Source organism: Sphingomonas sp. GW821-FHT04B01, from assembly GCF_059420425.1.
This window is the reverse complement of record NZ_JBWKTR010000009.1, coordinates 141852-164000: the sequence shown is the minus strand read 5'-3', so window position 1 is coordinate 164000 and position 22149 is coordinate 141852. Positions and strand designations below refer to the sequence as shown.

Genomic DNA, 22149 nt, shown 5'->3' with positions numbered 1-22149 from the left:
AAGGACATGGTCGCGAAGCACCAGTTCGTCCTGACGCGCCAGATCGCCCCCGGAAGGCGGCTTGAGGGACGGCATCGACCGTTGCGCGATCACTTGCGCCTGTACTTCGCTGACGAGGGACCGGCGTAACAAACCGAGCAGCTATAGCGCGATCACGAGCAGGTCGGAGATGATGCGTCGTGAAGCCTTATTGTATCTGCCGCTCAGGTCAGCGCGAAATACAGGCCGGCTGCGACCGCCCAGCCTGCGGCGGCCGCGACCGTCGCGATCGCCAGCTTGGTGCGGCCCGAATAGGGTTCGACATAGGGTTCGGGAACGTGGTCGAGCAGCGACGGGCCCGCCGCGGTCGGGAAGGCGATCGGCGCGACCGGGCCGGCGGTGAGCGCGCGGGTCAGCATCTCCTGCGTGATCGGCGTGACGAACTCGCAGCCGTAGACGTCGCCGTCCTGCCGCGTCACCCGCGCCTGATGCACGCCGATGCCGGCGAAGCCGATCGACGCCTCGCTGCCCAGCGCCATCGCCGGACCGCCCGACAGGCGGAAGCCGGTCAGCGACAGATCGTCGATCATCACGTCGTGGGGACGCGTCACCTGGTCGCGCAGCGTTGCGTTGAGCCCGGCCGGGAACCGTTCCGAGCTGCGGTCGTCACTGATGATCTGAGCAGTAATCGCCATATCGCACCCTAATCGTCTGGATATAGCTCTAAGCCAAAAAAGGTAAAGACAGTGTGAACGATGTTCACCGGCCGTACCAGCTTATTCACAACCGTTGTGGCAACAGTGATGAACAGAAAGACCGCGGCGATAACACTCATGGCCGATCCCGCGCGTCTGGACCCTGCCGGGACTGCGATCGCGCTATTGCAGCGCATGTGTCTTGCCGATCTGTTCTTGGTCAACAGGCGTTAACTATACCAGAGGCGGCGGGTCGGGTGCTGTTGCTCGGCCGTCGTCTGCATTCCTCTCCCGTCGGCCGCGGCGCGGCGCGCACCTGCATCGTGCTGATGACCCATATCAAACCAGCGACGCGCCGAAAGCAATGGTTCAATGCGGGTGACAGACGATGAAGGAACCGCTAATCAATGCGCTAAGCGGCTGCGGCGCGGCTTGCGGTCCAGGATCACGTCGGTCCCGGTCCGTCGATGTCATCATCGGAGCAGAGAGTATTGGCGTTCGTTGCGGCCGTGCGCCCCGTCCCCGGGACACCCCTTTCTCTTGCGGCCCTTTCTCTTGCGGCGCGGTCCTGACGTGGCGCTAGGATCGGCGGGCGTCCCCGCCCCGGCCGCCGCCACCCGCACCACCGCCGTCGCGGCGACCGCCTCGCATCGCACCGCGCTCGCCTCGATCCTCGCGGTCGGCGGGCGATTGCTGTCGCGGCTGATCGATCTCGTCGCGCTGATCGTGCTGGCGCGGCTGTTGCAGCCCGCTGACTTCGGCCTGATCAGCATCGCGATGAGCCTGATCTTCATCGTCGAGGCGGTGATGGAACTGCCGGTGTCGCAGGTGTTGCTCGTCGAGCGCGACATCACCCGGACGATGATGGACACCGCCTTCACGCTCAGCGTGCTGCGCGGCGTCGTCCTCGCGATCCTGATCGGCGCGGCGGCCTGGCCCTTCGCGATGGTCTATGGCGACGCACGATTGCTGCCGCTGATCGCCGCGCTGGCGCTGGCGCCGGCGTTCCGCGGCATCAGCAACCCGCGGCTGGCGCTGTACAATCGCGATCTCGACTTCCGCCGGACCGTCGCCACCGAATTGCTCGGCAAGGTCGTGTCGCTGTGCGTGTCGATCGGCGTCGCGGTGGCGACGGGCAGCTATTGGGCGCTGGCGCTCGGCACCATCCTGTCGCCGGTGACGGCGTCGCTGATGTCGTTCGTCCTCGCCCCCTATCGTCCCACCTTCTCGCTCAAGGACTGGCGGCTGTTCCGCAACTTCCTGAGCTGGCTGAGCGGCGCGCAATTGTTTTCCGCCTTCGCCTGGCAGATGGACCGGCTGGTGCTCGGCCGGCTCGCGCCGACCGCGACGGTCGGCCGCTTCACCATGGCGGACAGTCTGGCGTCGATCCCCGGCCAGGTGCTGCTGACGCCGATCCTCGGGCCGCTGTCGGCGGGGCTGGTCGCGGTGCGCGACGATCCCGAGCGGCTGCGCCAGGCCTATCTCAAGACCTTCGCGGCGGTCGCACTGCTCGGCTTTCCGATCCTCGCCGGCACCGCCCTGCTCGCCCATCCCGTCGTCAGCCTCGCGCTCGGCGCGAAATGGGACATGGTCGCGCCGATCCTGCAATGGCTGGCGCTCGCCGGCATCCCCGGCCTGTTGTGGACGCCGCTCAACGCGCTGGCGCTGGCGCTGCGCCGCTCGACGCTGATCTTCAACCGCCAGCTCACCGACTTCCTCGTCAAGGTGCCGTTGGTCATCGCCGGCGCCTGGTTCTTCCTGATCCCGGGGATCGCGGCCGCGCGGGCGGCCGCCGCGCTGGTGCTGGCCGGGATGGCGGTGCGCGCCGCGCGCGACGCGATCGACCTGCCGGTCTGGGCGCAGCTCAAGGCGATCCTGCGTCCGATCCTCGGTTGCCTGGTGATGGGCGCGGTCGTCTTCCCGGTGGCGCAGCTGCTCCCGACCGATCTGTCGCGGCCGTGGCTGACGGTGGCGCTCGCTGCGCTCGCCGCGCTCGGCGCACTGGCGTTCGGCGCGACGGTGCTGCTGCTCTGGCAGGTCGCCGGCCGGCCGCAAGGCGGTGAATCGATGGTGCTCGGCATCGCCGCCAAGCTGCGCCGTCGGCGTGGCGGTGCCGCGGCGGGCGACGGCGCCATGGTGTCGCCTGCGCAGGAGGCGGCACATGCCGATGCGCGCGACCAGATCTTCGCGCTCGCCACCGCCTCGACCAAGGTGAACGCCGAACCCGCCGCGGCGAGCGTCTATCGCATCCTCGATATCCTGATGCAGGCCAACCTCGTCCAGCCGACCGACAATCGGGCGATAGAAGGCGAGCAATATCAGCCGCGTATCACCCTGGTCTGCCAGAGGTGCGGGCAATCCACGCCGATCAGGGGCCATACCGCGGCGAATATCATCAGCGTTGCCGCCGGCGCCGCAGGGTTTCGCATGACCGCCAAGACGATCGAGGTCGACGGACATTGTGTACGCTGCCCGACCCCGTCGCGCCAAGTCGCCCGACCCTATCCGAAACGGCCATGATCCCTCGAAATGCCGCAGTGCCGTACATGAGCATTAATCCCGGATCGGGTCTGCCCATAGCCTGTCACCGCGAATATTGATCGTGCATTGCTCAAGGCGCGGATCGCGATCGCGCTATAATGGTCTCGACCGGCTCATGCTGTTTGAATGGCGTGGCGACCTTGATGCCCGCCTCGCGTTTATTTTGTATTTACCAAAACTGGCCTGGTCAAGTGTCGCTATTGGCCGTTATCAGGTCCAATGCTTTCCCATTGTTGAACACGGTGCGAGGCGATTTGGCGTTGCATATCGCAGCGCATCATTGTTAGATGCGGCAACGCGTTCACGAGGGAGCCTTTGATTAATCGTGAGCATGTCGGTTCCTACCCTCATCATAATCGCGGCGCTGGTCGGATTAAGTCTGATCGTGGTTTTGCTCAACCGACGGTCGCGGCGCAGAAGGCGGCGCGCGTATCGCAATTATTACAAGGACTGACGCTGCCCGGTAAAATTACCGAGGCGATCCCAGTCGCTTAACCGTTTATCGCGCCACCTTTCGCAAAAGCTTGCCGGTCCGTCGCCGGGTTATGCTAACCTTTGCCGCCAACCTGTTGGCAGTGCTTGGCATCTCCCCGTCCAGATCGTGCCGACACCCTGTCGGGCCGGTCCGGCCGCCGGTCGATGCGAGGCTTGAGCGGAAAGGGATCGGCCATCGCGACGGCAATCGACGCTTCCCCGGTGACGCCGCCAGACGGCACGATCCGCCTCGCCGGCATCGACCTGATGCGGCTGGTCGCCTTCGTCGCGGTGGTGCTGATCCATGCGGTGTCCAACGGCGCCCAGGACGCGCCGGTCGCAGCCGACGTGATCGCATTGCTGTCGCGCTTCGCCGTGCCCTTCTTCTTCGTCGCCTTCGGCTATTTCATGCCGCAGCGCTCGCCCGAGCGGACCGCATTGCGTCTGCTCGTCAGGCTCGCGCCGCCCTTCCTGGTGTGGGCGCTGGTCTACATCCTCTATTTCCAGGGCTCGCTCGCCGAATTGCGCGCGCCGGCGATGATCGTGCGGCTGCTGATCACCGGGCTCGACGGCCAGCATCTCTGGTTCCTGCCCGCGCTGGGCGTCGCCGGCGTGCTGTTCGCCGTCGTGCGCAGCCGGCTCGGCTGGGGCGCGGTGCTCGCGCTGGCGCTCGTCTTCTATGCGCTGGCGTTCGCCTTCGGGCCGTTGCGCCTGCTGCTCCATTTGCCGAAACCGCCGTTCAACACGCGCAACGGCCCCTTCTTCGGCCTGCTGTTCGTCACCGCGGGCGCGTGGCTGCGCGATCGCGGCCGTCATATTCCGCTCCGCATTGCGCTGGCGGTGTTCGCCGTCGCCGCGCTGCTGCAACTCGCCGAGGTCGCGGCGCTGGTCGCGGTCGGCACCATCCCCTTCCCGCGTTTCACCGACGACACGCTGATGACGATCCCTTATGGCATCGCCGCCTTCCTCGTCGCGCTGGCGATCCCGTCGACGTTCCGCCTGTCGCCGCTGTTCGCGCGGCTCGCGCGGCTCAGCCTCGGCCTCTATGTCGTGCACCTGCTGTTCCTCGACCTCGCGGCGCGCCTGCTGGGTCAGGCGACGCTCGCCGCCTGCCTCGGCAATGCGCTGCTCGCGGTGCTGGCGTCGGCGCTGTGCGTATTGATCCTCGACCGAATCCCGCCGATGCGTCGCCTGATCCGCTGATCCCTGCCCAAAATAGGACAGCAATCGCGCGTTCTCTAAGCTTTCCCCTTTTGTTAGAGGTCGTTGCACGCCGCATCGTTGCTGCGGCGGTCCCCCAGACGATGAGGCTCTATGCGTATTACCATGATCGGTTCGGGCTATGTCGGCCTCGTCTCGGGTGCCTGCCTGTCCAACTTCGGTCATGATGTGATCTGCGTCGACAAGGCGGCCGACAAGATCGCCGCGCTCGAGGCGGGGCGGATGCCGATCTTCGAGCCCGGACTGGACGCGCTGGTCGCCGCCAACGTCGCGGCCGGCCGGCTGCGCTTCACCACCGATCTCGCCGCGGCGGTGGCGGGCGCCGATGCGATCTTCATCGCGGTCGGCACGCCGGCGCGACACGGCGACGGCCATGCCGACCTTAGCTACGTCTTCGCCGCGACCGAGGAGATCGCCGCGGCGGTGACCGGTCCGACCGTCGTCGTGACCAAATCGACCGTGCCCGTCGGCACCGGCGACAAGGTCGAGGCGATCCTGCGCGAGAAGCGCCCCGACGTCGCGGTGGCGGTCGTCTCCAACCCCGAATTCCTGCGCGAGGGCGCCGCGATCGGCGATTTCACCCGCCCCGACCGGATCGTCATCGGCACCGACGACGAGGTCGCGCGCAAGGTGATGCGCGAGGTCTACCGCCCGCTCTACCTCAACGAGAGCCCGATCCTGTTCACCGGCCGACGCACGTCCGAACTGATCAAATATGCGGCGAATGCCTTCCTCGCGACCAAGATCACCTTCATCAACGAGATCGCCAATCTGTGCGAGGCGGTCGGTGCCGACGTCCAGGACGTCAGCCGCGGCATCGGCCTCGACAACCGCATCGGCAAGAAGTTCCTGCACGCCGGCCCCGGCTATGGCGGCTCGTGCTTCCCCAAGGACACGCTCGCGCTGCTCAAGACCGCCGAGGATCACGACAGCCCGATCCAGATCGTCGAGGCGGTGGTCAAGGTCAACGACAGCCGCAAGCGCGCGATGGGCCGCAAGGTGATCGCGATGCTCGGCGATGCACCGCGCGGCAAGACGGTCGCGCTGCTCGGCCTGACGTTCAAACCCAATACGGACGACATGCGCGATGCGCCGTCGATCGCGATCGTCCAGGCACTGCACGATGCCGGCGTGACGGTACGCGCCTACGATCCAGAGGGCATGGCCGCGGCACGCGCGACGCTGCCCGACATCACTTATTGCAGCGACGCCTATGACGCCGCGACGGGCAGCGACGCGGTGGTGATCGTCACCGAATGGGATGCGTTCCGCGCGCTCGACTTCGAGCGGCTGAAGCGGACGATGGCGGCCCCGGTGCTGGTCGACCTGCGCAACGTCTACCGCCCCGCCGAGATCGCCGCGCTCGGCTTCGCCTATAGCTCGATCGGGCGGTGATGCGCCGGAACGAGCCGTAAAGATCAGCGGGGCACCTGCGTAACCGCCGCCAAGCGGCAGTTACGGGGCGGCCTGCGCGGGCAGCGTCACCCGCCGCACCTTGGGCAATATCCTCTTCATCAGCCGCTCATAGGGCCTGCTGATGAGCAGCGACCCGAAGAAGAACGCGATCGCCAGCAGAACCGACAGGACCGCCACGACGGGTTCGGGCAGCGTGATATGGTGCCATAGCCCCTTGAAATGGGGATAGATGCCGCCCTGCAGAATGTAGGCGGGATAGGACGCCTCGCCGAGGATCAGCGACAGGCGGGTCAGCCGCGGCGCGTGACTGTTGATGCCGGCGACGAGCAGGATCGGGAATAGGACGACCACACAGAGGATATCGTAGAGTCCATTCCACCGGCCGAGCAACGGCATCACCAGAACGACGAGCGTTACGAAGGCGATGAGCGGAACCGGCAGGCGCCAGGTCAGCACCGGCCTGATCCGATAGAGCACGACGCCGAGCGTGAAGGAGAAGGTGACGCGAACCGCCCCCCCCCACCAGTTGGACCAGGTGAACCCCTGGGAGAGCTGACCATAATGCAAAGCCTGCACGCAGAGGCCAATGCCGCTGACCACCAGAATGAGCGTCAGCAGGCGCAGCGACCAGCGAACGGCCCATCGCGCGAATAGCGCGTTGATCGCCAATTCCCAGAACAGGCTCCAGCTCGGCGGGTTGATGCCCATCGCCGACGAGCCTTCTTCCTCGCTGGCGAACGGGCTGGGCAGCAGCAATAGGCCGAACAGCAGCAGAAGCATCAGGTCTTTCAGGCTGTACGCCCGAAAGTAACCGGCAAATCCGATCAGTGCACCCAGGACGATCAGCGGGTACAGCCGCTTTAAGCGGACCTGCATGAATTCCTTGAACGTCATCGTCGACAGCAATTTGGGCGTATAAGCCGAAGCGACGACGAAACCGCTGAGTGCGAAGAACAGATCGACCGCGAGATGGCCATGTGCAGCCAAGGAAACGAACGGGGGCGAACAATGCAGCAGCAATACCGACAGCGCTGCGATCCCGCGCATCAGATCGAGCGTTTCGAAGCGCGGGGCAGGATGGCTCGCTTGGCCAGGCATGCAGCTTTCCCCCGAAAAGAATAATCAAGCCTAGCTGACGTAATCTACCTTGAAAAGCCGTCCCCGGAGACGGCCCGTCATGGCGTTGGCGGCCGGTGATCAGGGCGCCGGCGGGATCGATCGGGTGGCGCGCCCGGTGGCGAGCAATCGGTCGAGCCGGTCGGATAACGGCACCCCCAATGTTTCCGCATAATGCGCCGTGATGTGATGTTCGTCGCGCCACACGACGATGTTGCCGATGACGTTGAGACATCGGCCATGCGGGCAGACGAGGTCGTCCATATCGAGCAACGTCACGCCGGGAACGGCAGCCGCCGCGCGCGCGACGATATCCGGGCCTCGCGCGCGCCTCGGCAGGGCGGCCGGTTGCCCGACGGCATCGTCCAGCGACGGGATCGGATCCGCGGCGAGATGCGGCGTATCGCGCAGCACGATCACGCGCGAGCCGAGCCGCGTCAGTTGCTCCAGCATCGGCTGCACCGCGGCGAGACGCCTCGCATCTGAGGGGAGTTGGGCGATCTCGCCGTCGAGATACAGCGTGTATACGATGATCTGCGGCGGAGCGGCGCGCAGCGACGCCATCACGTTCTGCGCCCATCGCGCGCAGGAGTCCGCGTCGCCGTGATTGAGCGTGATCGCGACCAGCGGGCAGGACGATTTGGTGAGCGGAACGATCTTCCAGCCGCGCTTCTGCCCGGCGACATCGAAGGCAGGCAGCCATTGGGCGGCGTGGGAATCCCCGACGACCGCCATCGTCACGGCACTGTCGAGCCGCCCCGATGGACAGGCGCGGATCGTACTGGCGCCGAACGGAAGACTGCAGTCGTTGGCGTAGACCTTGGGAATATCCAGGGGCGCGAGATGCGCGGCAGGAAAGAAGGGGCGCGCGGGCAACGCCGACGGTGCCCCGGCGAGCAGCGCCCTTGCCCCCGGATAGTCGCGCGGGTCGAGCCGCGCCGTTTCGAACCGGTGTTGGTCATAGGCGACGTAGCCGAGCAGGACGCCCGACAAGAGTAGCGGCACCGCGACCGCCACTGCGACGGGCGCGAAGGACCGCCAGCGCGACTTCCGAACCGTGCCCGCCCGGGCGCCACCGACCCGGAACCGGTCTTCGACGAAGATCTTGGTCAGATGCGCGAGCAGCAGGACCAGAACGATGATCCCGGCCGCGTCGAGCGTGCTAAGCGACCCGCCGCGGTGATCCTTGATGCAGACGATGATCGGCCAATGCCAAAGGTAGATCGAATAGGATATGTCGCCGATCCACCGCATCACTTTGTTGTCGAGGAATGCGTTGTGCCACCACGACGACGCTCTTCCCGCAACGAGGATGACGAGTGCGGTGCCGACGGTCGGCAAGAGCGCCGCATAGCCGGGAAAGGTCGTCTTGGCTGAATAGAGCAGGCTCGCGCCGATCAACATCGCGAGCCCGCTCCACTGGATCAGCGGGGCGAGACGGCCGGATACGAAGTGCAGCGAACGGGTGGACAGGCAGGCGATGAAACCGCCGAGCGCCAGCTCCCACACGCGCAGATGCGTATAGAAATAATGGCTCGGTTGCGGTGCGCGCGCCGCCATGATGGACAGGCCCAGCGATGCGACGAGGATGAGCGCGATCGCGACGAGGCAAATCCTGCGGACGGGCCAGTCGACGAGACGGCGGCATGCCGCCGCACCGATCAGGAAGACCGGCCAGAAGAAGTAGAATTGTTCCTCGACCGAGAGCGACCAATAATGCTGCACCGGACTGGCGACGCGGTCGAACGCCAGATAATCGACGGAATGGTGGGCGAGGAGCAAATTCTCGACATAGAGCGACGCGGCAGCGACCTCGCGGGCGATATGTGGCCATTGGTCGCGTGGAAACGCGGCGATGAAGACGAGCATCGCGGCGAGCACGAGTGTCGCTGCCGGCAGCAGTCGGCGAAAGCGCCGCTCGTAGAATGTGAGAAAGGCGATCCTGCCGGTCTTGTCGATCTCGGTGACCAGCGACGTGGTGATGAAATAGCCGGACAGCACGAAGAACGCATCGACGCCGACATATCCCCCGCTCAGGAAGCGGGCGTCGAGATGGAAGAACAGCACGAGCAGAACCGCGACCGCCCTCAGTCCTTGCAGTTCGGGCTTGAAACTCCGGGTATCCATGGCGGTATCCTTGCAGGAGAAGCCTGCGCCGGGCGCTGCTCGGCTGGACCGCGCGTGCAGCGGAGAATGTATATCGAACGGGGCGATCAAAACAAATTGGCCCGGGCGGGCCGATATCCGGATCTGACGGATAATGGGACAATCGCTTCAAGATGCATGTCGCGTGCCGAGGCGACAATATTGCCGGATTATTCGAACTTGCGGGTCAGCGACAGCATCGAGCGCCAGAACAGCGAGCGGTTGGTCTGGGTGCGCGCCTTGCGCACCTGGCGTTCGACCAGCCGGCGCGGCGCATAGCCGAGGAACGCCAGCCAGCCGAATCGCGCGACGCTGCCCGGCCAGCCGAACGGGTGGAGCTCGACCAGCCAGTGGACGGCGTCGGTCATCACCGTCTGGCGGCTGTCGGGCGGGCGCTTGTCCGGATCGGCGAAGCGCAGCGCCTGCATGCGATATTCGAGCGCCTGGAACGAGCGCAGCAGCGGCTGGCGGACCACGACGCCCTGCGTCTGCGCCGCGCTGACGAAGGCGCGTTCGAGCACCCGGTCGAACGCGAGCCAGCGCAGCGCGGTATCCGCGCTCCACGTCTTCTGCGAACTCGCCCAGGCGTTCTGGCCGTGGACGCGATAGCCGCCAAGCACTTCGCGCAGCGAGCGCACCGGCCCGTAGAGCGGCGCGAGCTTGCTGAGATAGCCGTCCGGCGACCGATAGACCGTCTTGGCATCGATCGGCATCACCCGGTCGAGGAAACCGCGGACGAAGACGTTGCCGGTCGACACCGTCCAGGGATACCAGCCCGAGCGCGCCGCGCCGCGCAACACGTCGTCGGCGGAGAAATTGGGCGGGAAATGCGGGAACGGCATGTTCTGGTCGGCGCCGGTGCGGTCCAGCGTCGCCAGCCGGAACTGCACCTTGGAATCGCCCGGCTGGAGCATCGCCAGCGCGCGGCGCAGGCAGTCGGGATGGATCAGGTCGTCGGCGTCGAGGAACAGCACCACCTCGCCAGACGAGGCGGCGTAGCCGGCGTTGACCGCCTCGACATGGCCGCCCTGTGCCTTCATCACCGCCCGGATGCGGTCGCTATAGCCCGCGATGATCGCGGCCGAATGGTCGGTGGAGCCGTCGTCGACCACGACCACTTCGACATCGGGATGATCCTGCGCCAGCGCGCTGTCGATCGCGGTGGCGAGGAATTCGCCGTAATTGTGGTTGATGACGACGACGCTGGCCCGGATCGACGGCATCCCCTCAGTCATGCCGGCGATCCCGTTCCTGACGGATATGTAGTCCCGCGTCATGCGGCCGGCACAATACATACTGGTCTATCGTGCGCACGCCCGTTTTGGTCCTAACCGTTTAGCTCGCTGGATCGCGGCAACTTGCTTGTTGTGGTAATGCTATGATTACCAACACCTTCAAATCGCCTGACTAAGCGATGATCCATGGCATGGCCGGCGCGGGATTTGCAAGCGTCACGCCGTCATGGCGACGGTGATTTCGTCCTATCATGGATCGGCCCGCTGGTGCTGGGCGTATCCGGCGAGCTGAGCGTCGAAATAGGCGATCGTCTTCTCGAGACCCTCGCGCAACTGGATCTTGGGTTCCCAGTCGAGCTGTTGGCGCGCCAGCGTGATGTCGGGGCGGCGCTGGCGCGGGTCGTCGGCGGGCAGCGGCATGTGGACGATCCTGGAGCGCGAGCCGGTCAGCTCGATCACCAGCGTCGCCAGCTCCAGCATCGTGAACTCGACCGGATTGCCGATGTTGATCGGGCCGGTGACGTCGTTCGGCGTGTCCATCAGCGTGACGAAGCCGGCGAGCAGGTCGCTGACATAGCAGAACGACCGGGTCTGCTCGCCCGAGCCGAAGATGGTGATGTCCTGCCCGCGCAGCGCCTGAACGATGAAGCTCGACACGACGCGCCCGTCATTGGGGTGCATGCGCGGCCCGTAGGTGTTGAAGATCCGCGCGACCTTGATCGCCAGGCCGTGCTGGCGGCGATAGTCGAAGAACAAGGTCTCGGCGCAGCGCTTGCCCTCGTCGTAGCAGGAGCGGATGCCGATCGGGTTGACGTTGCCCCAATAATCCTCGGTCTGCGGGTGGACGCTGGGGTCGCCATAGACTTCCGAGGTCGAGGCCTGGAAGATCTTGGCCTTGGTGCGCTTGGCGAGGCCGAGCATGTTGATCGCGCCGACGACGCTGACCTTGGTGGTCTGCACCGGATCGCGCTGATAGTGGATCGGACTGGCCGGGCAGGCGAGATTGTAGATCTCGTCGACCTCGACGAACAGCGGGAAGCTGACGTCGTGGCGCATCAGCTCGAAGCGCGAATTGTCGCGCAGATGGTCGACGTTGCGCTGCGTGCCGGTGAAGAAATTGTCGACGCACAGGACGCGATGGCCGCGGGCGAGCATCATGTCGCACAGATGCGAGCCTAGGAAGCCGGCGCCGCCCGTGATCAGGATGCGTTTCTCAAGATGCATGATCGGTCCCCGAGGAGCGGATGGAGGCGGCCGGCGTCAGGATGACACGGCCTCGCGATGGGTCTTTACGTGCCATTGCCAGGCCGAGGCGATGATGTCGCGCAAGGCCGAATGGCGCGCGGTGAAGCCGAGGTCGTCGCGCGCGACCGCGACGTCGGCGACGAGCTGCGGCGGGTCGCCGGGGCGGCGGTTGCCGGTCGGCGTGGCGAGCGGCCGGCCGGACACCGCGGCGATCGCGGCGAGCACCTCGGCGACCGAATGGCCGACGCCCGAGCCGAGATTGAAGATGCGCCGGCCGCCGGTGCCGGCGAGCAGCCGCTGCACCGCCAGCACGTGTGCGCGGGCGAGGTCGGCGACGTGGATATAGTCGCGGATCGCGGTGCCGTCGGGGGTCGGGAAGTCGCTGCCGAACACCTGGAAATCGGGGAGATGGCCGAGCAGGTGAAGGATCGCGCGCGGGATGAGATGCGGTTCGTACTCGCGGTCCTCGCCCAGCTCGCCGTCGAGGTCGGCGCCGCTCGCGTTGAAATAGCGCAACGCGACGAAGTCGAGCCCGTAGGCGGCGGCATAATCGGTGAGCATCCCTTCGCCGATGAGCTTGGTCCGGCCATAGGGATTGACCGGTGCCGGCACCGTGTCCTCGGAGATCGGCAGCGTCGTCGGGTCGCCATAGACCGCGCAGGTGCTCGAGAAGACGATCCGGCCGCATCCCGCCGTGCGCATGCCGGCGAGCAGGCCGATCATGCCGCCGACGTTATTGTCGTAATAGCGCGCGGGGTCGGCGACGGATTCACCGACATAGGCGTCCGCGGCGAAATGGATCACGCCCTCGGCGTCGTGATCGGCGATCGCACGCGCGACCGCAGCGGCATCGCGGACGTCGCCCTCGACCAACGGTCCCCAGCGCACGCGCGCCGGATCGCCCAGGCTGAGATTGTCGTAGGTGACCGGCAGGAACCCCTCCGCCGCGAGCGCCTTGCAGGTGTGGCTACCGATATATCCCGCCCCGCCGGTTACCAGAATGCGCCTGCTCATGCGTCCGATCGTCCTGTGTCACGCCCGTGGAATCAAAGGTAAATTACCCCAGATCCGCAAAAGGCTTAACCGCCAGGTATTGATAACAGGTATGCCGATGGGCCGAAGGCGCACCAGCATGATACAGCTGGCACGATACCGCGCGACGGCTACCGTCATGACGTCAGCGTTGTACGGCGAGCCTGGCTCGGCAGTCCGGCGGGGCGCCGTCGCCGTCGCGGTGCTACCGGGATCAGCGTCGGCAGCGCGGCGGTGATCGCGAACAGCGTCGCGTTGAAGGCGCCGAAGTCGACCAGCGTTCCTGCCACCGCGCCGGGAACGAGGCAGACCAGAAAGCTGTAGCGCGCGCCCGTCACCACGCGTCGGATCTCGTCACTGGCACCGCGCAGGCTCAGCGTCGAGATGCGCAGGAAGAACAGCACCATCAGCAGGCCGCCGATGACGCCGGTGCTGCTCAGCACCGCGACCGGCCAGCTCGATGCGCGGGTCGATCCGACGCCGACGCCATAGCCGCCGGTAGCGACCAGGCCTTCGAGACTGACGAGGTTCCAGCTGCTGCGTTCCGAATAGGAGCTGCTCGACGTCTTCTTGAAGATCAGGCTGTCGACCAGATCGATGACGCCGTTGAACAGGCTGGGCGTCACGACCACCAGCGCCGCAATGATCAGGATCGCCGCACCGATGACGAGCAGCTGGACCAGCGCGCGCTTCTCGTCGGCAGGGTGGCGCAGCGCCATGACGTTGGCGAAGACCGCGACGACGCCGAGGACGGCGATGCCAAGGAAGGCCGCCGAGGAGGTCGACAGGACGGTGAAAGCAACCAGCGCGAGCGCCAGGGGTGTCTGGAGCTTCGCATAGACGCCGCCCAATGCGTCGCCGATCCGCGTGAAATAGATGATCGCACCGAACGACAGCACCAATGTGCCATAGGCTGAGGCTTCGGTGTTGAAGCCGATGACGCGGCGCATGCCGCCGACGTCGTCGCCGTCCATGATGACATAGGTCGCGGTGCGCAGCGGCGCGAGCAGGCCGGAGCCTGCGGTCGCCATGTCGATCATCCCGGCGACCACGGCCATCACGCCACCGACGAAGATCGCCTGATAGACCATGCGCCGCGTGTCGGTCTGCAGCAGCAGCTGGTAGATGGAGATGGTGATCGCGAAGGCGGCGAGCAGGTAGAGCGGCTGGGTGATGTTGCCCGAACCGAAGCCCAGCGGGCTGCGCGTGATGTTGTTGAGCCCCATGATCGGCGCACCGTGGAACAGGAACGGCGCGGTATAGGTGACCATCAGCGCGTAGACGATGAAGGCGGTGAGCAGGCCGAGCTTGTTATAGTCGAGCAGCCCGTCGATCAGCAGGTGCGGTTTGCGGCAGGCGATGAACGAGCGGACGCAGAGCAACGCCGAACAGGCGGTGTGCGGCAGGAAGGTGGTGCCGCCGGTCAGGTTGACGGGCAGGATGGCGAGCGAGCCGAAGGCGAGGCTGACGAAGAACAGATACAGCGTCCAGCGGATACCCGACACCGCCGCAGCGAAGAACAACAGCCAGAAGATTGCTAGAACGACCATTACAGACCCTTATCGGGGCGCGTGTGACATCGCCTGCATCCCCCGGCCCCGAAAGGTGGCGGTGCAGTCTCGCGTGATGGGCACGCACCATCCGTCGACCTGATCCCAGGCATAACAAAAGCGTAGCATCGCCTGTCGCGCAACGCTATCCTTGCCCGCGTAACCCGTGCCAAAACGGACGGTTACTAAATATTGACCCGTGCTGGTCATAGGGGGACACGACCCCGGCGTACATCGGGACGCCTGTCGCGTGTGGTTATGGTCGCGACGTGGCCGCCGGCCAATGTCCGCCCAGATGCGCAGTCAGGAGTGTACCGGTGAACAAGCTAATCCTGGGGACACCCGAGTGTGACAGGCCGGGGATCACCCGGGTCATCACCTTCGTGAGCGACCGCGGCTATGTCGGCCAGGCGCTGATCGCGGCATCGCAGCTCGCCGCCCAGCCGGACGTCGTCGCGATCGCCGACATCATCATCTATCTGATCGACATTCCGGACGAGGAACAGGGCGCGATCCAGGCGGCACTCGGCGGGGCGCGGTTCAACTTCCGCTTCCTCGACAGCCGCCGCTTCATCCCCGACAGCGTCGACCGCCTGCCCGACCTGCACTGCCCGAGCTCGACATTGGGCCGGCTCGCGGTCGAGGCGGAGATCCCGGCGCAATATGAGACGGTCATCTATATCGACGGCGACGTCCAGATCGTCGGCCCGGTCGCGCCGCTGATCGCATACGACTGCCCGCCCGGCACGGTGCTGGCGGGAAGCGACCGGCTCGACAACGGTGGCCGCTACGCCAATCCGCAATCCTATCTGAAGGGCATCGGCATCGACCGGGTCGCGGATTATTTCAATGCCGGCGTGATGATGGCGCGGCGCGAGGCGTGGCGGACGTTCACCACCCGGGCGTTGCGCTTCCTCGCCGAGAACCCCGAACGCTGCAAGCATCACGACCAGAGCGCGCTCAACGCGGTGGTCGCAGCGCAGCGCCAGATGATGCATCCGCGCTACAATTACACGACCTGGTTCCGGCTCGCCGATCTCGATCGCTCGGTCGGCCCGCGGATCGTCCATTTCACCGGGCCGGTCAAACCGTGGAACACCACCAACGGACCGTGGGACCCGAGCCACCGTCAGGTCTACGTCGATTTCCTGAAAGCCTATCCGTATTTCTCCAAATACCTCAAGGTCGACGCCAGCCGGAACATCGATCCCAAATATCTCACCAACTCGCTGACGATGCGGGCGCGGCGAATGGCCAAGGCGGCCAAGGAGGCGGCCGAGCACCGCTGGCAGGCGGTGCTGCTCAAGCGCTTCCTGCACAGGACTTTTTTCGTGCCACGCGATTGAGTAGGGCATGGCGATGTGCGCCGCCCCGATCGCCGGGCGGTCGCCGGGGCTGCGGGGAGCGGGCCGGCACTGGATGATAAGGGTGGCATTGCGGCGATGACGGACAAGTCAGGGGGCGGTCCAGGGGCCGGACCAGAGGGTGGGCCGGGGGTCGGCAGCCGGACGGCGGGCAGCGTGGCGTGGCTGATGGCCTCGCGGCTGATGGCGCGCGGCATCGATTTCACCACGCTGATCGTGCTCGCGCGGACGCTGTCGCCGCAGGATTTCGGCCTGATCTCGGTCGCGATGACACTGATCTTCATCGTCGAGGCGGTGTCCGAACTGCCGATCGTCCAGTCCTTGGTCCGGCTCGACCAGATCGGCCGCAGCCATCTCGATACCGCCTTCACCATCGGCGTGCTCCGCGGCGCGATCCTCGCCATCGTCATCGCCGGCGCCGCCTTTCCCTTCTCCTGGGCCTATGCCGATCCGCGACTGGTGCCGCTGATCCTGTTCCTCGCGCTGTCGCCGATCGCGCGGGGGCTGCAAAGCCCGGCGATGGTGCAATATGCCCGCCGCATCGACTTCCGCCGCGATCTCGTGATCGAGATCGTCAGCAAGGTGTTCGGCTTCTCGGTCGCGGTCGTGCTCGCGATCACCACCCACAGCTATTGGGCGATCGCCGCGGGCACCGTCGTCACGCCGCTCGCCAGCATGGTGCAATCCTATTGCTTCGCGCCGTTCCGGCCGCGGCTCGGCCTGTCGCAATGGCGCAGCTTCGCCGGCTTCCTCGGCTGGGCGAGCCTCGCGCAGGCGCTCGCCGCGCTGAGCTGGCAGTCGGACAAGCTGATCCTCGGCCGCTTCATCAGCAAAGGCGACCTCGGCCATTTCTCGATGGCGGCGGATCTGTCGTCGGTGCCCGAACAGGTATTGGTAACGCCGGCGATGCGGCCGCTGATGGCCGGCTTCGTGACGCTCAAGGATTCGCGCGAGCGGATGGCGCGCGCCTATCTGCGCATCTCGCAGACGCTGCTGACCATCGCCGCGCCGGGCATGATCGGGCTCAGCCTCGTCGCCGACCAGGTCGTGCCGGTGGTGCTCGGCGGCAACTGGATCTCGTCGATCCCGATGCTGCGCTGGCTCGCGCTCGCGCCGGTGTTCGTCGTCTGGGTCTCGCCGCTCGATCCGATGGCGATGGCGATGGGCCGTACCTCGATCTTCCTGCGCCAGCGCCTCGTCGAGATCGTCATCAAGCTGCCGGTGCTGGTGGCGCTGATCTGGTATTATGGCGTGATGGGCGCGGTGATCGGCCGGGTCCTCACCAATGCGACGATGATGCTGGTGACGATGGGCTATGTCCGCAAGCTCGTCGGCCTCGGCATCGTCGCGCAAGTGCTCGCGCCGTGGCGGATCGCGCTCGCCACCGCCGGCATGGCCGCGGCGATCCTGCTGCTGCCCGACGCGATGCGCCAGTCGCTGTCGCTGGTCGCGGTGATCGGCACCGTCGTGCTCGGCGCATCGGTCTACGGCGCGATCCTGCTCGGCTCCTGGGCGGCGGTCGGCCGTCCCGAGGGGCCGGAGAGCATGGTGGTCGACCGGCTGTCGCAGATCGGGCGGCGGTTCGGGCGGCGCGGCCCCGCATAGGCCACCGGAGGCCTTTGCCATGAGCGCGAACGCAACGATGACGGCCTTTGCATTCCTTGCGGCAGCGCTCGCCGAAATCGCCGGATGCTTCGCCTTCTGGGCCTGGTTGCGCCTCGGCAAATCGATGTGGTGGGTCGTCCCGGGCCTGCTGTCGCTATGCCTGTTCGCCTCTCTGCTCACGCTGCCGGCCGTAGCGCAGGCGGGGCGCGCCTATGCTGCTTATGGCGGCGTCTACATCGCATTGGCGGTCGTCTGGCTATGGCTCGCCGAAGGTACGAAGCCGGATCGCTGGGACGTCCTGGGGGCCTGCGTGTGCCTTGCCGGCGCAGCGATCATCTATTGCGGACCGCGCGTCGCATCCGGGACCTGACCGCCGCCTTCTGCAAGGGGGCAAGGCCGGCGGTTCCAAGGCTTTGCCCGTCCGACTCCGTCTCGGTTGCTAAAGACCGGGAAAGACCGACTATGCGCCTCGACGAGGGTCTGCAAGACAGAACGGATGGATGGGACGATACGCGGCCGATCGCGGCTTGCGCGGCGGACAGGTGCGTTCCCCCGCTGGACGAGACCGCCGATGACGCCTCTCCACCGCGTACCGGAGCGGACCACGGCAAACATGGCTTCTCCTGCCACGCCTCTCCGATTAGACAGCGGCATCTTCCAACGCGGACGACCCGTCACACCATGCCGCCGAACGGCCTCGAAGCAGTCTATCTGGACAATCGTGACAAGCTGCTTCGTTTCCTCCGGGCACGTGGTGCGGGCGAGGCTGCCGAGGATCTCGTCCATGACCTCTGGCTCAAGGTGGCGGGGCGCAGCGACGGACCGATCGCCAATCCCGTCGCTTATCTCTATCGGGCCGCCGATCTGCTGATGATCGACCGCTATCGCTCGCTGCGGCAGGCGGAACGGCGCGACCAGGCGTGGCACGACGGACAGCAGGATCATCCCGCGACCGCCCCGACCCCGGAACGCGAGGTAGGCGCGCGGCAGGAGGCGGCGAAGGTCACGCAGCTCCTGCGCAGCCTCGGCGATCGCAAGACGACGATCTTCCATCGGGCGCGCGTCGAAGGGGTGCCGCAACGGGTGATCGCTGCGGAGCTGGGCATCAGCCTGAGTACGGTGGAGAGCGATTTGCGCGACGTGACCAGGGCCTTGGTCAAGCTGAAGGGTGAGATACGATGAGCGCGTTCGGACCGGGCGCCGCGGGACATGCCGTCGACGGCGTCGCCCTGGACTGGGCGCTGCGGATGGCCGAGCCCGATGCCGATTGGGACGCCTTCACGCACTGGCTCGAAGCGGATGCGGGGCATGCGGAGTTGTACGATCGCGCGGTCGTCGCTCTGACCGCCGCGACCGAAAGCGTCGCCCGGACCGTCCCGACGCCGCCACGCGCCGCGAATGATCCCGAGCCGGTCATTGCCGAGCCTGTGCAGCGGCCGGCGCGCGGCATCTGGCTCGCCGTCGCCGTCGTGCTGGTCGGCTTGTTCGGTTTCGGTCTTTGGCGCGAACAGGATCGATCCTATACGATCGCCACCATGGCGGGTGAACGGCGCAGCATCGCGCTTGCCGAAGGCAGCAGCATCGAACTGGCCGGCGGGTCGCGCGTCCGGCTCGATCGGGCCCGGCCGCGTCGCGCCACCGTCGAGGCGGGCGAGGCGCTGTTCCGGGTGCGCCACGACGCTGGCGCGCCGTTCCACGTCGATGTCGGCGGTCTTGCGCTGACCGATCTCGGCACCGTGTTCGACGTGCGGGTGCTGGGCGCGCGCAAGCAGGTCGCGGTCGGCGAAGGCGCGGTGATGGTCGACCCCAAAGGCGCTGCGCTCCGCCTCGACCCCGGTCAGGGGGTCGTCGCCGATGGCGACACGTTGCGGCGGACGCGGACGGACGTCGCCGATGTCGGCGCCTGGCGCGACGGCCGCCTCGCCTATGACGGCGCGACGATGGCGGAGGTCGCCGAAGACCTGTCGCGGCAGCTCGGCTGGCGCATCACCGCCGCCCCGGCGGTCGCCACCCGGATCTTCAACGGCACGCTGGAGACGCACGCGTTCCGCAACGACCCGATGCTGCTCGCGGCGCTTCTGGACGTCAGCGTGCGGCGCAACGGCGACGGTTGGACGCTGGATCTGCCTCGGTGAGGCGCGGGACGAGCGGCATCGCCGCCTGCGCGCTGCTCCTCGTCTCGCCCGCGGTTCGCGCCGAGACCCTGTCGATCAACCTGCCCGGCGGCACCGTCGGGCAACAGGTGACCGCGCTCGGCCGTCAGGCCCGGATCAGCATCGTCGTGCCCGACGCATCGCTCTGGTCGCGCGCGGTCCCCGCATTGCGCGGACGGCTGTCGGCCAAGGCGGCGCTCGCCGCGATCGCCGCGCGCGCGCATGCGCAGGTCGAGCCGATCGGCGCGCAGAGCTGGCGGCTGCGCCCCGCGCCGCCCGCCGCGCCCCGTCCGTTGCCCCGACTGAAGCCCCCGTCGCCGCCACCCCCCGCGCCGCAGCCCGACGGCGACATCGTCGTCACCGCCAGCAAGCGCGATACGACCCAGGACAATTTCGCCGGCCAGGTCTCGAGCATCCCGGGCGGCGAACTGGAGCGCGGCGGTGCCGGCGGCACGGATCGCCTCGTACAGCGGCTGACCAGCGTGACCTCGACCTATCTCGGCGCCGGCCGGAACAAGCTGTTCATCCGCGGCATCGCCGATTCGAGCTTCACCGGCCCGACCCAGGCGACGGTCGGCCAATATTACGGCGACCTGCGCCTCAGCTACAACGCACCCGACCCCGATCTGCGCCTCGCCGATCTTGCGGCGGTGGAGGTATTGGAAGGCCCGCAGGGCACGCTCTACGGCGCCGGATCGCTCGGTGGGCTCATCCGGCTGGTGCCCAATCCGGTCGCACTGGACCATGCCGCGGGATCGGTGGTGGTCGGCACGTCGGCGACGATGCATGGCGGTCCGGGGCTGGACGCACAGGCGGTGCTGAACGTGCCTATCGTCACCGACCGGCTGGGCGTGCGCCTCGTCGCCACCGACGCGATCGAGGGCGGCTATATCGACAAGCCGCTGCTCGGCCGCGCCGACGTCAATCGCACCCGCATCGAGGGCGGGCGGGCGACCGCGCACCTCGAGATCGGGTCCGGCTGGAGCGCCGAGCTGATCGGCATCGGCCAGCGGATCCATGGTGCGGACAGCCAATATGCCGATCGCGACGGCGCGCCGCTGACCCGCCTCGCCCCGGTGACTGAGGGCTTCCGCGCCGATTACGGTCAGGCACAGGCGGTGATCGCCGGTCAGATCGGCGCGGTCCGGTTCCGCTCGACCAGCGGCCTCACCGCGCACGACCTGCTCGAACGCTACGACGCGACGCCGCCCGGCGGCCCGCCCCGCCTGTTCGTCCAGGCCAATCGGACGCGGATGCAGGCGAACGAGACCCGCGCCTGGCAGAGCGCCCCGGACGGATCGGGCTGGCTCGCCGGCATCAGCTACGTCCACAATCAGACCCGGTTGCGCCGCCTGCTCGGCGCCCCCGACGCGCCCGCGCCGACCACCGGCGTCGTCAACAGCGTACGCGAATGGACCGCTTATGGCGAGGGCAGCATCCGTCCGCTGCCCGGCCTGCTGCTCACCGGCGGCCTGCGCGCGACGCGGTCGACGCTGGACGGCAGTCCCGAGGACGTCGCCACCACGGCGCGCGACGGCGAGACGGCGCAGCGGTCGCAGACGATCGTCCTGCCGGGGGCCTCGGCGCTCGTCGACGTCGCCCGGCGCACCAAGCTGTTCCTGCGCTACCAGCAGGGATTCCGTCCGGGCGGGCTGGCGATCGAAAGCGACTATGTGCGCCAGTTCCGCAACGACCGGGTGGCGACGATCGAGGCCGGGGTGCGCCATGGCTCGCCGCTCGCCGATCTCAGCGTGACGGTCGCGCGGGCGTCGTGGCGCGACATCCAGGCCGATTTCATCGACGGCCTCGGCCTGCCGAGTACCGCCAATATCGGCAACGGCCGGTTGTGGACGGTGGAGGCGACCGGCACGCTGCGCCCGGTCGGCGGCCTGCGCCTTGAAGGCGCGGTGTCGTACAACGACGGTCGCATCGAAGAGCCGTCGAGCCGGCTGCTCGCGCTGATCGCGACGCCGGAACTACCGCCGGGGGCGGCGGCCACGCGCGCGCAGGCCTCCGCCCGGCTCGAACAGATTCCCAATATCGCGAAGGTGACCGCGCGGGCCGGGGCCACCTACCATCATGATCTCGGCGCGGCGGGGCTGACGGTCGACGGCTGGCTGCGCTACGTCGGGTCATCGCGGCTCGGCGTCGGCCCGGTGCTCGGCCAGCGGCAGGGCAGCTATCTTGATACCGAGGTCACCGCGCGGCTTGCTTTCGCGCGCTTCGGCGTGACCGCGGGGGTGAGCAACCTGCTCGACACGCGCGGCAACCGCTTCGCGCTCGGCACGCCGTTCGCCACCGGCCGCGATCAGGTCACGCCGCTGCGGCCACGCACCTTCCGGATCGGCCTCGACACGCGTTTCTAGACCTGGCGTCAC

The 22149-nt window shown here is 67.1% G+C and carries 16 protein-coding genes; 9 read left to right on the top strand and 7 right to left on the bottom strand.

The window, feature by feature from the left end; all coding sequences use genetic code 11:
- Window positions 1–203: 203 nt before the first annotated feature.
- Window positions 204–674 carry a PilZ domain-containing protein gene (locus AC07UH_RS18380; RefSeq protein ID WP_052075860.1) on the bottom strand — a complete coding sequence of 157 codons (471 nt, stop codon included), beginning with the start codon at window positions 672–674 and terminating at the stop codon, window positions 204–206.
- Between the two features lie 573 nt (window positions 675–1247).
- Between AC07UH_RS18380 and AC07UH_RS18375 the strand changes: the two genes are divergently transcribed.
- The 3 genes from AC07UH_RS18375 (at window position 1248) to AC07UH_RS18365 (ending at window position 6305) form a co-directional block, all read left to right on the top strand.
- Complete coding sequence (locus AC07UH_RS18375; RefSeq protein WP_495181451.1) at window positions 1248–3194, top strand: oligosaccharide flippase family protein; 1947 nt, start codon at window positions 1248–1250, stop codon at window positions 3192–3194.
- A gap of 669 nt (window positions 3195–3863) precedes the next feature.
- Window positions 3864–4892 carry an acyltransferase family protein gene (locus AC07UH_RS18370; RefSeq protein ID WP_495189885.1) on the top strand — a complete coding sequence of 343 codons (1029 nt, stop codon included), beginning with the start codon at window positions 3864–3866 and terminating at the stop codon, window positions 4890–4892.
- Between the two features lie 111 nt (window positions 4893–5003).
- Window positions 5004–6305: a UDP-glucose dehydrogenase family protein gene (locus AC07UH_RS18365; protein WP_495181449.1), complete on the top strand. Its 1302-nt coding sequence runs from the start codon at window positions 5004–5006 to the stop codon at window positions 6303–6305.
- 60 nt (window positions 6306–6365) lie between these two features.
- Here the strand turns inward: AC07UH_RS18365 and AC07UH_RS18360 are convergent, their stop codons facing one another.
- The 6 genes from AC07UH_RS18360 to AC07UH_RS18335 all read right to left on the bottom strand — a co-directional run bounded on the left by AC07UH_RS18360 (window position 6366) and on the right by AC07UH_RS18335 (window position 14649).
- Window positions 6366–7424: an acyltransferase family protein gene (locus tag AC07UH_RS18360; protein WP_495181448.1), complete on the bottom strand. Its 1059-nt coding sequence runs from the start codon at window positions 7422–7424 to the stop codon at window positions 6366–6368.
- A gap of 99 nt (window positions 7425–7523) precedes the next feature.
- Entirely contained in the window at window positions 7524–9569 is a 2046-nt protein-coding gene (locus tag AC07UH_RS18355) for an acyltransferase family protein (RefSeq protein WP_495181447.1), read from the bottom strand.
- A gap of 188 nt (window positions 9570–9757) precedes the next feature.
- The gene (locus AC07UH_RS18350; protein WP_495181446.1) at window positions 9758–10822 is read right to left on the bottom strand and encodes a glycosyltransferase family 2 protein; all 1065 of its coding nucleotides are present in this window, start codon (window positions 10820–10822) and stop codon (window positions 9758–9760) included.
- 249 nt (window positions 10823–11071) lie between these two features.
- Window positions 11072–12046 carry a UDP-glucuronic acid decarboxylase family protein gene (locus tag AC07UH_RS18345; RefSeq protein WP_495181445.1) on the bottom strand — a complete coding sequence of 325 codons (975 nt, stop codon included), beginning with the start codon at window positions 12044–12046 and terminating at the stop codon, window positions 11072–11074.
- Between the two features lie 36 nt (window positions 12047–12082).
- On the bottom strand, window positions 12083–13081 hold the full coding sequence (galE, locus tag AC07UH_RS18340) for a UDP-glucose 4-epimerase GalE (RefSeq protein WP_495181444.1): 999 nt from the start codon (window positions 13079–13081) through the stop codon (window positions 12083–12085).
- 155 nt (window positions 13082–13236) lie between these two features.
- Complete coding sequence (locus AC07UH_RS18335) at window positions 13237–14649, bottom strand: hypothetical protein (RefSeq protein ID WP_495181443.1); 1413 nt, start codon at window positions 14647–14649, stop codon at window positions 13237–13239.
- Window positions 14650–14966: 317 nt separating this feature from the next.
- Between AC07UH_RS18335 and AC07UH_RS18330 the strand changes: the two genes are divergently transcribed.
- The 6 genes from AC07UH_RS18330 to AC07UH_RS18305 all read left to right on the top strand — a co-directional run bounded on the left by AC07UH_RS18330 (window position 14967) and on the right by AC07UH_RS18305 (window position 22137).
- Window positions 14967–15995 carry a glycosyltransferase family 8 protein gene (locus AC07UH_RS18330; RefSeq protein WP_495181442.1) on the top strand — a complete coding sequence of 343 codons (1029 nt, stop codon included), beginning with the start codon at window positions 14967–14969 and terminating at the stop codon, window positions 15993–15995.
- A 174-nt stretch (window positions 15996–16169) separates the two neighbouring features.
- Window positions 16170–17618 carry a lipopolysaccharide biosynthesis protein gene (locus AC07UH_RS18325; RefSeq protein ID WP_495181441.1) on the top strand — a complete coding sequence of 483 codons (1449 nt, stop codon included), beginning with the start codon at window positions 16170–16172 and terminating at the stop codon, window positions 17616–17618.
- Between the two features lie 37 nt (window positions 17619–17655).
- A complete protein-coding gene (locus AC07UH_RS18320; protein WP_495181464.1) occupies window positions 17656–17988 on the top strand; it encodes a YnfA family protein in 333 nt (110 codons plus the stop codon).
- Window positions 17989–18299: 311 nt separating this feature from the next.
- A complete protein-coding gene (locus AC07UH_RS18315; RefSeq protein WP_041394062.1) occupies window positions 18300–18800 on the top strand; it encodes an RNA polymerase sigma factor in 501 nt (166 codons plus the stop codon).
- Window positions 18797–19753, top strand: coding sequence for a FecR family protein (locus AC07UH_RS18310; RefSeq protein ID WP_495181439.1), 957 nt, complete (start codon window positions 18797–18799; stop codon window positions 19751–19753). Before AC07UH_RS18315 ends, AC07UH_RS18310 begins: the two co-directional genes overlap by 4 nt.
- Window positions 19750–22137, top strand: coding sequence for a TonB-dependent receptor (locus tag AC07UH_RS18305; RefSeq protein WP_495181438.1), 2388 nt, complete (start codon window positions 19750–19752; stop codon window positions 22135–22137). Before AC07UH_RS18310 ends, AC07UH_RS18305 begins: the two co-directional genes overlap by 4 nt.
- The last annotated feature ends 12 nt before the right edge of the window (window positions 22138–22149 follow it).

Excerpts from the sequence above, each read along its gene's own strand:
- AC07UH_RS18380 (WP_052075860.1), bottom strand. The coding sequence starts at position 674 with ATGGCGATTACTGCTCAGATCATCAGTGACGACCGCAGCTCGGAACGG.
- AC07UH_RS18365 (WP_495181449.1), top strand. The coding sequence starts at position 5,004 with ATGCGTATTACCATGATCGGTTCGGGCTATGTCGGCCTCGTCTCGGGT.
- AC07UH_RS18360 (WP_495181448.1), bottom strand. The coding sequence starts at position 7,424 with ATGCCTGGCCAAGCGAGCCATCCTGCCCCGCGCTTCGAAACGCTCGAT.
- AC07UH_RS18355 (WP_495181447.1), bottom strand. The coding sequence starts at position 9,569 with ATGGATACCCGGAGTTTCAAGCCCGAACTGCAAGGACTGAGGGCGGTC.
- AC07UH_RS18350 (WP_495181446.1), bottom strand. The coding sequence starts at position 10,822 with ATGACTGAGGGGATGCCGTCGATCCGGGCCAGCGTCGTCGTCATCAAC.
- AC07UH_RS18345 (WP_495181445.1), bottom strand. The coding sequence starts at position 12,046 with ATGCATCTTGAGAAACGCATCCTGATCACGGGCGGCGCCGGCTTCCTA.
- galE (WP_495181444.1), bottom strand. The coding sequence starts at position 13,081 with ATGAGCAGGCGCATTCTGGTAACCGGCGGGGCGGGATATATCGGTAGC.
- AC07UH_RS18335 (WP_495181443.1), bottom strand. The coding sequence starts at position 14,649 with ATGGTCGTTCTAGCAATCTTCTGGCTGTTGTTCTTCGCTGCGGCGGTG.
- AC07UH_RS18320 (WP_495181464.1), top strand. The coding sequence starts at position 17,656 with ATGACGGCCTTTGCATTCCTTGCGGCAGCGCTCGCCGAAATCGCCGGA.
- AC07UH_RS18315 (WP_041394062.1), top strand. The coding sequence starts at position 18,300 with ATGCCGCCGAACGGCCTCGAAGCAGTCTATCTGGACAATCGTGACAAG.
- AC07UH_RS18310 (WP_495181439.1), top strand. The coding sequence starts at position 18,797 with ATGAGCGCGTTCGGACCGGGCGCCGCGGGACATGCCGTCGACGGCGTC.